Annotated in this window: 9 protein-coding genes; all 9 read left to right on the top strand. The window is 46.6% G+C overall.

What is annotated here, in order from left to right; all coding sequences use genetic code 11:
• Positions 1–76: 76 nt before the first annotated feature.
• Positions 77–1699, top strand: coding sequence for an ABC-F family ATP-binding cassette domain-containing protein (locus tag KGF65_RS11735; RefSeq protein ID WP_216748541.1), 1623 nt, complete (start codon positions 77–79; stop codon positions 1697–1699).
• 213 nt (positions 1700–1912) lie between these two features.
• Entirely contained in the window at positions 1913–3112 is a 1200-nt protein-coding gene (locus tag KGF65_RS11730) for a CPBP family intramembrane glutamic endopeptidase (protein ID WP_216748540.1), read from the top strand.
• A 475-nt stretch (positions 3113–3587) separates the two neighbouring features.
• Positions 3588–4418 carry a phosphotransferase gene (locus tag KGF65_RS11725; RefSeq protein ID WP_105924151.1) on the top strand — a complete coding sequence of 277 codons (831 nt, stop codon included), beginning with the start codon at positions 3588–3590 and terminating at the stop codon, positions 4416–4418.
• Positions 4419–4494: 76 nt separating this feature from the next.
• Positions 4495–5022, top strand: coding sequence for a GNAT family N-acetyltransferase (locus KGF65_RS11720; protein WP_050340273.1), 528 nt, complete (start codon positions 4495–4497; stop codon positions 5020–5022).
• Positions 5023–5249: 227 nt separating this feature from the next.
• Positions 5250–5789 (top strand): GNAT family N-acetyltransferase, encoded by a 540-nt coding sequence (locus KGF65_RS11715; protein ID WP_101872954.1) that lies wholly within the window; start codon positions 5250–5252, stop codon positions 5787–5789.
• 80 nt (positions 5790–5869) lie between these two features.
• The gene (locus KGF65_RS11710; RefSeq protein ID WP_101872955.1) at positions 5870–6799 is read left to right on the top strand and encodes a DNA/RNA non-specific endonuclease; all 930 of its coding nucleotides are present in this window, start codon (positions 5870–5872) and stop codon (positions 6797–6799) included.
• Positions 6800–7394: 595 nt separating this feature from the next.
• Complete coding sequence (locus tag KGF65_RS11705) at positions 7395–7724, top strand: helix-turn-helix transcriptional regulator (protein ID WP_003639594.1); 330 nt, start codon at positions 7395–7397, stop codon at positions 7722–7724.
• Between the two features lie 99 nt (positions 7725–7823).
• Complete coding sequence (locus tag KGF65_RS11700) at positions 7824–8378, top strand: TetR/AcrR family transcriptional regulator (RefSeq protein ID WP_101872956.1); 555 nt, start codon at positions 7824–7826, stop codon at positions 8376–8378.
• 24 nt (positions 8379–8402) lie between these two features.
• A complete protein-coding gene (locus KGF65_RS11695; protein ID WP_216748539.1) occupies positions 8403–12572 on the top strand; it encodes a YhgE/Pip family protein in 4170 nt (1389 codons plus the stop codon).
• The last annotated feature ends 269 nt before the right edge of the window (positions 12573–12841 follow it).

Genomic DNA, 12841 nt, shown 5'->3' with positions numbered 1-12841 from the left:
GAGGTCTGGAAGGTTCACTTAATTCCGACCTCTTTTCTATCGGACAATTTCAATCATAAAAAGAAGAGGTAATGCAATGCTCACCGTAAGTAATGTTAGTATGCAGTTTTCAACACGTAAGCTTTATGAAGCTGTCAATTTAAAATTCACGCCGGGAAACTGCTACGGCGTTATTGGCGCAAATGGCGCGGGTAAGTCCACATTTTTGAAAATTTTGGAAGGTAAACTTCAGCCGACGACCGGGACTGTCTCAATGGGCCCCAACGAACGGATGTCTAGCTTGAACCAAAACCACTTTGCCTTTGAAGATGAAGAAGTCTTATCAACGGTGATCCGTGGTCATGAAAAGTTGTATGAGATCATGACTGAAAAGGATGCCCTATATGCCAAGCCGGATTTTAGCGATGAAGATGGGATTCGGGCGGCTGAATTAGAAGGCGAATTTGCCGAAATGGACGGTTGGAACGCGGAATCTGAAGCCGACCAACTCTTGCAGAACCTCGGTATCGATGAATCGATGCAACATTTGAAGATGAGCGAGTTAACGGAACCTCAAAAAGTGAAGGTGTTGTTGGGACAAGCCTTGTTCGGCAACCCGGATGTGCTCCTATTAGACGAACCGACCAATGGGTTAGACGTGCAGTCGATCAGTTGGCTGGAAGACTTCTTAGCCGGCTATCAGAACACCGTTATCGTGGTTTCCCATGACCGTCACTTCTTGAACCAAGTTTGTACCCACATGTGTGACGTTGATTTTGGTAAAATCACGTTGTTTGTCGGGAACTATGATTTTTGGATGGAATCCAGTCAGTTGGCCGCTAAGCTGCAGGCGAACGCCAACGCGAAGAAGGCTGACCAGATCAAGGAGTTGCAAGAATTCGTGGCGCGGTTTAGTGCGAATGCCTCAAAATCCAAACAAGCAACTTCCCGTAAGAAGCAGTTGGAGAAGATCACGCTGGATGATATCAAACCATCGTCACGGAAATACCCATTCATTAAATTCACGCCAGAACGTGAGATTGGTAATGACTTGGTCCGGGTCGAGAACGTTTCAAAATCAATCGAAGGCGTTAAGATTCTTGACAATATTAGTTTTACCTTACGACCAAATGAAAAGACGGCCTTAATCAGCCGCAACGACTTGGCGACGACCACGCTGATGCAAATTATTGCGGGCGCCATGGAACCAGATAGCGGGACCGTCACTTGGGGCCAAACGACGTCCCGGACTTACTTGCCAAAGGATATCAATGAAGAATACGCCGGTAACGATATGCCGATTATCGACTGGCTGCGGCAGTTCGCTTCCAAAGAAGAGAGTGACAATACGTTCTTACGCGGCTTCTTAGGGAAGATGTTATTCTCAGGGACCGATGTGGAACGCAACGTCAGCGTGCTCTCCGGTGGTGAAAAGGTTCGGGGCATGTTGTCTAAGATGATGTTAGGTCGGGCCAACGTCTTGTTACTCGACGATCCCACTAACCACTTGGACTTGGAATCAATCACCGCACTGAACGACAGCTTGATCGACTTTAAGGGCGCCATTATCTTCACGTCCCATGATCACGAATTCATCCAAACGATTGCCGACCACATTGTTGAAGTCAGCGCGAAGGGTGTCGTTGACCGCGGCGACACGACTTACGATGAATACTTGGCCCATGAGACGACTCAGGGTCGGGTCCAAGACCTGTACTAAACTAGGGGCCAAACGGTAGCGTTGATGTGGCGCGGACTAAAGATTAAAGTCTGAAAGCTGAGCTGAGTCACAGTCGCGCACCAATTTAAGACGGCGGCAAGCGGTCTATCATTAAATTGATCGATCGATGCGCACAATTTTATTAAACAAAATGACATGAGACAATCCCGCAATCTGTTATGATTAATGCATATCAGATTGGGGGATTTTTTAATGGCGCCAGAAATTGAACAATTATTACGCCGCTGGTACGTCGGCCAGTTGCTCATCTTGTTTGTGGCGGGCTTGGTGCAATTATTTGTCACCAACAACGGCTTTTTCTTTCCCGCTGGTGGGATGGTCCTGCTGGTCTGGGGGCTGTTTGCCTGGTGGCCGGTGGCTGAGGACGACCAAGAACAGTGGTGGCGATTGCGCCACGTGAACTATTACGTCCAAACGGTTTTGCAATTTACATTATTTCCAGTGTTGCTGGCAAATCTGCTGGCTCTACTGAGTCAGGTCTCCTGGTTAGACGAACAGGGCCTGATTGCCGTGGGCTTGGCCTATTTGCTGGTGATGTTTGTTCCGGTCGCATTTGTGGTCACACGTCCAATTGAATCCGTGATTGGACGAATTGCGGTGCTGATCACCGCAATCTTTAGCGGCGTCGTTAGTGCACATTCAACGTTTTTACTGTTACCGATTCTAAAAGCACCGGCAGTCTTTGAGATGGTCAGTGATACGGGTATTTTAGGGGCCTTTGGATTTGTCATCACGATTTGGGTGTTGATGCGCGCTTGGGGCCTCAAAAGACCAACGGCGCGATTTAATCGGTATGCTCAGGCCGGCCTGATTGGCTTGATCGTGATAGTCGGGGCCGCTTTTAGTCTCTGGAATGCGTTTAGTGCTGGTGGGTCGTGGGCAACGACGTTCATTCATTGGGACTTTCGGCTGCGCTCAGCAACTTGGCAGATGTTTCTGAGTGGTTTAGAGCCCGGTATTGCGGAAGAATGGCTGTATCGGTTTGCCGTCTTGACCCTATTGTTGCAGGCCTTCCGTCACCGTAAACATCAACTGGACTGGGCAGTCTGGCTGAGTGGTGGCTTATTTGGGCTGTGGCATATCACCAATGTCTTTGCCGGCCAACCACTTTCAGCGACCATCGAGCAGATGATTTTTGCGGCTACGCTGGGGTGGTTCTTAGCCATCGCTTATTTGTATTCCGGTAGCATTTTGTTCCCAATGGCGATTCATGCTGCGATTGATGTCCTAAGTATGATGGCCTCTGGCAGCCAAACGATGGTGAAACCGGACGCGTTTGAATGGCAGACGATTGGGTTCACCGTCATTATCTTTGTTGGCCTGACCATCTATTTCTTGACCGGGTCCCGCCGGCAGGTCATGCAGGAGCGCGTTAATCAACGGTTGATGTGAGTGCCGGTTAAGCTGGTCATTCGGAATTCGGCAGTTGCGGTTTGTTCGTGAAAACGGGGCAAGTACTTCTTGACCAAATGTGGAAAGACTTGTTAGACCTAATTTTGGCTGGTTTAGACCAGTTGTAACATTTTTGTAATCTTCGTGTTATCCAAACGCAATGCAAGCTCGCTATACTGAGGACAGAGTTATGGGAAACATACATACGCTTTGTCAGCGGGTTCAGGTTGGGAGCCGGATCGATTTACTTTGTCAGGACATTATGAATAAGCAATTATTGATAATGATAAGTAGCTCAGTTAGTTGAATCACAACGTGTGACAAGCATTAATACCTCTCGGGATGGGCTGGGTCCATGACGAGGCACATACACAATGGCAAGCATGAGTTTGCAGGTCGATCATAGTAAGGGACGGTTGGTTACCGGCCCTTTTTTTGTACGACGAAATTTTGAGGACGGATTTAGGAGGACAAGATGGAATCACAACATGAAACGCTGGTACGGCTGTTACAGGCAGACTTGGTTCCAATTGCGCACGTCTCATTCAATCAGATGTATACCGGTTATAGTCGTCGCTACGGTACTGTGATTTTTGTTAAAGTTTTTGTCCCAGACCGTGAACGTAAATTTAGAACTGAGCAGCAAGTGACCGCACAGCTCACAAACCGAGTCTTAGCTGGTTTTCAATTAGCAAGTCACGAGTGGGTATTGGTGTTACGTGATTGGCAACTAACGCCTGTACCGAAAACGTTGACTCCGGCGCTCGTTTACCAAATGGGCCGGCTAGTCTCTCAGTTTCATCGTGCAGTCCAGCTTCCGACAATCCAAAATCTGATGCCAGTTCTGGATTTCGATGGGATGGTGGCTCGAGTCGATCGGTTAGAGACTAGTCCTCATTACAGTGAACTAGTGACTCTATTACAGTACTTCCTTGACCACCAGACGATGCTTAGAACGGCACTAGCACAGCAACCAGTCGTGACCTTACATGGGGATATGGGTACTCGTAACTTTCGCTACCATCACGGTCAACTAGTCCTGATTGATTTTGAACGTGCTCGGCGCGGATACGCGCTCGAAGATTGTTTAAAATTCTTTTTTGAGGATCTTCAGCAACGTTCTGTTCTGATCCAAGCGTTTTGGGCAGGTTATGGCGCAGATTTGCAAATGCCGCCATTAGTGAAGCAGTGGTTACTGTTACAGTGTAGTACTGGAATATTCACGTACCTCAACCAGATTGCCGACCCCAGTTTTGAAGCTGTCGGAGTTGAGATGCTGGCACAGGTTACCTTACCAAATCACTAAGGCTGGAACGAATTAGTTTACATTAGCAAGTAAATTATTATAATTAACCCATCAATAATAATTTGGGGATGAAATTTTGGCACAGTTTGAAACGGAACGGTTGATATTACGACCAATGACAACTGCGGATCATGATGCGTTGGCGGACATGATTTTTGATCCACAGGTCGTTGCCTATCTACGTTATCGACGGGTTCAGAGCGCGGACGCGTTCGAGCAAGTATTCACGGAGCACTTTTTGGCGGACAGGACTCGAGTCTTCGGTATCGAGCGGCGTCGTGATCATCAATTGATTGGCTTTTATGAATTTCATGATGCCGAGGCTGGCGGCGAATTGACCTATGCGTTGCGACCAGATGCGTGGGGTCAAGGCTACGTCGCCGAAGCCGGCAATCGCTTGATGGGATACGGCTTTGAAACGCTGAATTATCAGACTATCGAGGCTCATTATGCGAGTGTTAACCCTAATTCTGGTCGGGTGATGGCCAAGATGGGCATGCAGGATGCCGGTGAATTGCACACTTTCACGAGTGACCGCGGTGAACTCATTCACGTCATGCGTTATGTTTTGACCAAACAGGCCTGGCAACGGCTCAGCGCCTAAGTGATGGCCTAGCGATACTAATTGAATCATGATTGAAATACAGCGACTAGTGACTTCGGACAGAAGCAACGGTGGCTGTATTTTTGTGTTTCGGATAAGTTTCAGTGCAATACTAGCGCCATTAAGAAAGTGATGATTGTCGTTGCATACTAATTAGCGTATTCTTAGAAAAACACCAGATTTAAAATTGACGTGCAACGGATAAAAATACTTAAGGACGTGAGCAAATGGCGGCAACAATTAAGATTCGACCGGTACAACCAACGGAACTGACTACTTTATGGCAACTCGGATTCAGCGACTCTGAGGCGGCCTGGACGCAATGGAATGGCCCTTATTTTCATGACCAGTTACCGACCCAGCACGATTTTGAAACGATTATTGGGCCACGAGACTGGCTGATTCAGCAATATAATTGGGTAATTACGCGTGATAATCAAATCGTGGGTAGCGTCAATTGGCACTTTGTGGATGGTGAGCTGCAGCGGTGGTTGGAAGTTGGCATCACGATTTATGACCAAGCACATTGGGGCGAACATATTGGTCGGATTGCGTTGACGCAATGGCTGACACATTTGTTTGACGAGGTCACAACGCTCCCACACATTGGTCTAACGACTTGGTCCGGTAATCTGCGCATGATGCACGTTGCGGAGGCGATTGGGTTGAAGCAAGAGGCACGAATCCCGCAAGTGCGCTTTTGGCAAGGCCAGTATTATGATTCGGTTAAGTACGGGATATTACGTACGGATTGGCAGACTAAATAATTAAAGAAAACATTTGTTCCCCTACCGAAAGTACGGTATGATATTAATGTACTTAAAAAAGATAGGGTGGAAGAGAAATCATGATTAAATTAATGCGGCGCGTTGGCATAGCGGGTCTCTTAAGTTTGACGCTCTTACTCGGGGGCTGTCAATTAACGACGGGTACGAGTTCGACGTCATCGAGTGAATCGACGGCAGCTTCTTCGCAGACGACGGGGAACGGCAATACGCAACAAACCTATCAACAACTCGCCAAAATGACGTATAAATCAGGCGGGGCGGCGGCCATTAAGGTCAATAGTGGCAAGAGTACCTTGGCGGCAAGTCAGTGGAAAAAGTCCAAAATTGATTATGGTAATTTGGATTCTTTGAATAGAACGACGACGGATACGGCTTATTTGAGTAAGGCTAATTTAGGTCGTTCAGAAGGCCGGACTGCTCAGACTTGGAGTCCAACGGGATGGCATAATCAGCCAATTACGGTGAACGGCAAGCGGGTTTATCCACAAAATCGTGGCCATTTGATCGCGTACACGTTATCCTTCAATTTGACTTCTGACGGTCAATATCGTTCTGGTGAGGATGGCAGTCTGGATAATCCGAAGAACCTGGCAACCCAGACGGCTTATTCCAATCAGAAAACGATGCAGATTTACGAGGATCAAGTTCGGACGGCACTGGAACAAGGTAAGAAAGTCATTTACCGCGTGACGACTGTCTTTCGGGGTAATGAACTGATGCCACGTGGTTATTGGTCACAGGCGATTTCAACGGACGGTAGCGTCAACTTCAATGTTTATATCTGGAACGTTGAACCGGGTGTTAGCTTCGATTACGCGACCGGCCGGGGCAAGGCCGATAGCAGCATGCAAGTTGCGGGCGCCGATAAGGTCAACAGTAGCCAGAACACGAACGCGAGTCGTTATTCGCAATCAACGACCACGACGAAGCAGGTCGAGCGTGAGTTAGTAAAGTATGGTTATAAATACGTCAAAAAGGCGCTGAACTAGGCGTGGAGACGGACTTCAAGCCCTGTGTGACGGGCATTGTGCTTTTTGAATACAACCCATCAATACAACAGTTTTCACGATGTGTTGTGTTTTGCGACAATCTGATTAAACTAGGACTGGCAAAGTTTGGGTGAGCGGTTATACTGTAGTTATTCGAGTTACTTAACCGCCGTTAATTTGCTGATGTATCTGTCATTATTAACAAGTAACGCGATGTCTTAAATCATGGGGCCTTCCCAAACACCTGTGATTTTCCATACAACGGCCCCGGCTCCCAACCGGGCGTTGCTATCAATCGTTATGATTGCTAGTACTAATTACCCTTGGAAACGTCTGACTGCGTGGTCAGGCGTTTTTTTGTGGCAATTTAATCGAAAGTAAATGAAATTGCAGCAGCACTGACTGTTCGTGAAATGACGGTGAATTCGTCTTTGCCAGCAGACGAGTGTTCATTTAATTTGTCCCAAATTGCGACAGATTTTTAAGTTTGTCGCGTTTGTCGACAAACGGAATTTAGGTGTTGCAAACGGATTCAAATAGTTTTATCATTGATACATTCGAACATTAGAATATAAGAATATAGGAGGCTACTAGCATGGTTAGTAGTGAAGAAGCACTACAAGAATTTCGGGAAACGATTCCGATTTTTGAAGTTTTAGCGGATGAACGTCGTCAGCAGATTATGATTGAGCTGTCACAGCACGCGAAGGGCATGACTGTTGGTGAGCTGACTGAGCGGATGCACATTTCTCAGCCGGCAGTGTCACATCAGCTGAAGACTTTGAGAGAGCGACACTTTGTCGCCGTCGAACACCAGGGGACTCGTAATTATTATCGGGTGACGTTTGACGCGCCATTGACGCAGGTCGAGCATTTGATTCATACGCTCAAAGCGGATCTAGAATTGAAACCGTACTTGCACTAAACTGAATGAACGCCAGCAATCGTTGCACGGGGATGCAGCGGTGTTTTTATGGCAACTATATTCTTCTATTCGAATATAAGAATTTAAAAAAACGGGGTGATGGGTATTTCAATTCGTACGGAGCTGGATTTACAGCGAGCGATGTACCAATTGTTGGAGCAACGTTCAATCTCACAAATAACGGTTGAGCAAATATGTAAGCAGGCATTTATACATCGCAGTAGTTTTTATCGATACTATACCGATAAATTTGATTTACTTCGGCAGATGGTCATGCACACGTTAGACGAGTTACTGGCAGTTGAACGGACAGATACGATGGGTTCCGCCATTATGTCCGCGTTTATCGGCACCCACACGCAGGTGCTCCGCCACTTATTGGTGACGAACAACGAAGGCGACAATACGCGTTCACAGCAGGTGATCAACGACTGTTTTGTCACAGTCGCTCAGTCCGGGGCTGATGATCGGGTGTTCGCCATGATTCGCGACTCCCAACATCCAGATCTGACGGCGTACCTTGTCAGCGGTGTGATAACGAGCATTGTTCAGTGGCTCAATAACGGTCATCGCGATGGTCAGGCGGCCAGCACGCAAGCGATGATTCAAGAGACGCTTGCAACGGTATTCTCGCTCGAGCAGCATATGCATTAATTATTTGAAGGAAGGTTTCAGGTTGTGAAAATGATACGCGACGAATGGCGGTCAATTCGTCATAGCAAAATACTATGGATTTCAGTTTCAGTCATGATTTTGATCCCATTCCTATACAGCATCTTCTTCTTGAAGTCAGTATGGGATCCATATGGGGATACGCAAAACTTACCAGTTGCAGTCGTTAACCAAGATAAGTCAGTGAACTATCAAGGCCAAAAATTTGCAGTTGGTAAGCAAATGGTAACCAATTTAAAGAAAAACGACGATTTGGAATGGCACTTCGTTTCAGCCAAACAGGCACAACAAGGGCTCAAAAATCGGAAGTATTATACGGTCGTCACGATTCCAAGTGACTTCTCAAAGAATGCAACGACCATGACGGATACGCATCCGAAAAAGATGAACTTGCATTATGAGACTAACGAATCACTCAACTACATTGCGAAAGTTATTACCGATACCGGCGTTTCGCGTGTCAACAAGAGTATTCGCGCCGAAGTCACTAAGGCTTACGCGTTAGCCATTTTTAAGAAGATTCGAACCGCTGGCGACGGCTATCAAAAAGCAGCTGATGGTGCAACCAAGCTCAAAGATGGTGGCGTTGAACTCCAAGACGGTTTGACGACGTATACCACCGGGGTCCATACGTTGAAGGACGGGACCACTGAGCTGAATACGAAGGTCCAACAACTACCCGCTGGAATCGCAAAGTTAGCAGATGGCGGTAGTGCGTTGAAGACCGGTCTGGATACTTTGAATAGTAAGACTGGGACACTAGCTAGTGGCGTTAGTCAGTTGAAAGATGGTTCTGGGCAAGTGACTAATGGGCTTGGAACGCTGAATGGTAAGACTGGGGCGTTGGCTAGTGGCGTGAGTCAGTTAGCAAATGGCTCTGGACAAGTTACTGCTGGGCTGTATACGCTGAATGGCAAGACCGGGGAGCTGGCCAGTGGTGTTAGTCAGTTGAAGGACGGTTCTGGGCAGGTGACAAATGGCCTGTATACGCTGGATGGTAAAACTGGCAAGCTGGCCAGTGGTGTCAGTCAGTTGAAAGATGGTTCTGGGCAAGTCACAAGCGGTCTAGCTACTCTGACCAATTCGGCAGGCATGTTGATCGATGGATCTGGAAAGATTACAACTGGATTGACCGTATTGCAAGGAAAAGTGGTCCCAATGGTCAGTGGTGTCGATCAACTGACTAATGGTTCGACAAAAGTTTCTGATGGCTTGCAACAACTTGGGTCAAAGTTGCCAACATTGCAGATTGGGTCACAATCGATTACTGAAGGTCTGTTGAAGCTAGGCAATAATGCCGGAACGTTAGCGGATGGCGTTAAATTATTGACAGATGGTTCAGGCGAGGTCACCACTGGATTAGAAAAGTTAAACGGTCAAACGGGTACAATTAGCAAAGCAACTGATGATTTAGCAAACGGCTCAAAACAGGTTAAAGTCGGTGTTGCCACATATACTGATGGTGTTTATCAGTTAACGACTGGTTTGACGAAAATGAATAGTCAAACGGGAGAATTAACTGATAGTGTTTCGCAACTTTCAGATGGTTCGACAACATTGGCTAGTGGTGTTGCAGATTATACAAAAGGTGTCGCAGCTGCTAATAATGGTGCGAGCCAGTTGAAGTCAAATACCAGTGACTTAAGCAGTTCGGTTAACGCGTTATCAACCGGTGCTCAGACAGTAAATTCGAGCGTTAGTGATCTACAAACAAATAGTGCTAAGATTTCTGATGGGTTGAATCAGTTGTCAGAAGCGGCCACTGATTCCGCAACCAAAACGAAGATTGAAACCTTAAAGACTGAAATGGCACAGTTTGAGCAGGCGTTGGCAGCAAGTCAAAAAGAAATTGCCACTAATAACAAAAACAGTAGTAATAGTGATGCATTAAATACTGCATTGAAGTCGTTATCAACGAATGTGGATGCTTTAAACACTTCCAATTCGGCCACGCAAACTGATATTACGTCACAAATAAACAGCAAAATCGACGGTCTCAAGTCATCACAAAACCTGACTGATGCCCAAGTTGCTGCGATTAAAACGAGTCTAAAAGATGTTGGGCAGAGCACGACGACTAATGATAATGCCCAACAAGTTCAGAACGTGAAGAGTAGTCTATCAAAGGTAGAATCATTAGTTGCAGAGAATAGCTCAGCAACCAGTAATTCAAACGCAGACTTAGTAACTGAATATGGGAAAATCGAAGCTGGGATGAATGCCATCATCTCAGACATTAATTCCACGACTTCGGGAATTAGTCAGTTTGCTAATGGCTCTCAACAACTAACCGATGGATTGAAGACATTGCAAACTGGTACAGCTGGGTTAAGCAGTGGATTGGCACAATTGAATGAGAAAGTTCCCGGATTGGTGAGCGGCATTGAATCGTTGTCAACCGGTACAAGTGCATTGACCACACAGTCTGCTAAGCTGAACCAAGGCGCAAGCAACCTGACTGATGGCCTTTCCAAGCTTAATGGCACTGTTCCAACCATTACTGGGTCAATTAGCCAATTAAGTAACGGTGGAGAACAACTGAATGGCCGCTCAACTGATTTGAATAAAGGAACGACGCAACTGGCAACCGGTGCTTCAGCGCTAAACGGTCAAATTCCAACACTGGTTTCAGGCGTTGAACAATTATTCAGTGGTTCTCAAACCGTTACAGGTGGCTTGAAGACCGTCAACGGTAACGTTCCCGCGATGATCACTGGTATCAATCAATTGAAAGCTGGTTCTCAAGCAGTTACTGATGGTATCGGCACAACCCAGGAAGCAGTCGGTAAACTACAAGTCGGTTCTAACCAAATCACGACTGGCTTGGTAACGATGAATGGTCAGGTTCCTCAGTTAGTAAGTGGTGTCCAACAATTGAAAGATGGTTCTGGTAAGGTGACGACTGGTTTGGTCGCTCTAGCCAAGGGTGGGCAAAAGCTTTATATTGGTTCAGATCAAGTTACAAATGGTCTAATTGTACTAAATGGCCAAGTGCCAGTTCTTACGAGTGCAGTGCAACAACTCTTTGCTGGTTCAAATAAAGTTACAAACGGTCTAGTCACATTAAATGGTCAAGTACCCGTTTTAGTAAACGGCGTACAACGACTCTTAGCTGGTTCAGACCAAGTTACAAATGGTCTGATTGTGCTAAATGGCCAAGTGCCAGTTCTTACGAGTGCAGTGCAACAACTCTTTGCTGGTTCAAGTCAAGTTACAAATGGCTTAGTCACATTAAATGGTCAAGTACCCGTTCTAGTAAGTGGTGTGCAACAACTTGATACCGGTGCCGGTCAGTTAAACAGCGGCTTGCAAACCCTGCAAGGTAGCACTGGGCAATTGACGAGTGGCGTTAGTCAACTAAATGACGGTGCCACCCAGCTTGATAACAACTCTGCCAAACTCTTATCAGGGACGAAGCAGCTCAAGGATGGTAACAAGACGCTCGCCACTTCCTTACAAGAGGGTGCGGATCAAGTTAACGCAACGCCATTAAAGAACGCGAATGCGAAAATGATGGCAGCGCCAACCAAGACGTCTTACAAAGACTATACGCACGTGCCAAATTATGGTCACGCGTTAGCACCATACGTTCTGTCATTGGCGCTCTACGTTGGGGCAATCGTCTTCAACTTCGCTTATCCAATTCGGCGGATTGCGGATGATGATGGTACACCAACGCAATGGTTCTGGAGTAAAGTCGCCGTTGGTGGTCCCGTGGCACTTGCCATGGCGGTCATCGAAGCGACGGTATTGCTTGTCGCTGGTTTGAAACCAATCAGTGTGCCAGAATACTACTTGACGGCAATCATGATTGCATTTGCGTCAATGTTCCTGGTCATGTTCTTATCGATGCTATTCGATAATCCAGGACGGTTTGTTGCGATGGTTATCTTGATGCTACAACTTGGTGGTTCTGGTGGGACCTTCCCAATGGAAATTACCAACAAGTTCTTCAACGTTATTCACCCGTACTTGCCATTAACGTACTCGATTCAAGCGTTCCGGCAAGCATTGACAGGTGGTTGGGGCAGTGGTATCTTCTGGTCATCAATCATTGTCTTAGCAGGGATTACGATCGTGTCGTTAGGGTTACTGTGGGCTTCCATGGTCTTCCTCAAACAACACGATATGCAAGAACCCGCTGAGGCCGAAATTCAGATGAAAGCTGGTAAGTAATTACTGGTGATTTAAAATTATCGCGCTTCCAAGACGAAAAACCGCGTCTTGGGGCGTGATTTTTTGTCTTGCTAGACAGCAGAAGTCCAGATTTAACGGGAGCGTGCAGGCGGCAATTTTCCAAGATTAGGTGGTTATCGCCTATATATCAGGATGTGGCCTTGTTTACTTGTGGTCAGACCAGTTGCTTCAAACCCCATATTGACAGGTTAATTATGCGTTCTAATATTCAAAAGTCGTTATTCTCGTCCACCAACTCTTTTTTCACC

Origin of the sequence: Lactiplantibacillus sp. 30.2.29 (genome assembly GCF_018991255.1) — a bacterium.
Taxonomy (GTDB): Bacteria; Bacillota; Bacilli; order Lactobacillales; family Lactobacillaceae; genus Lactiplantibacillus; species Lactiplantibacillus pentosus.
Note: the sequence above shows the minus strand (reverse complement) of the source record. Positions and strands in the feature narration are given on the sequence as shown.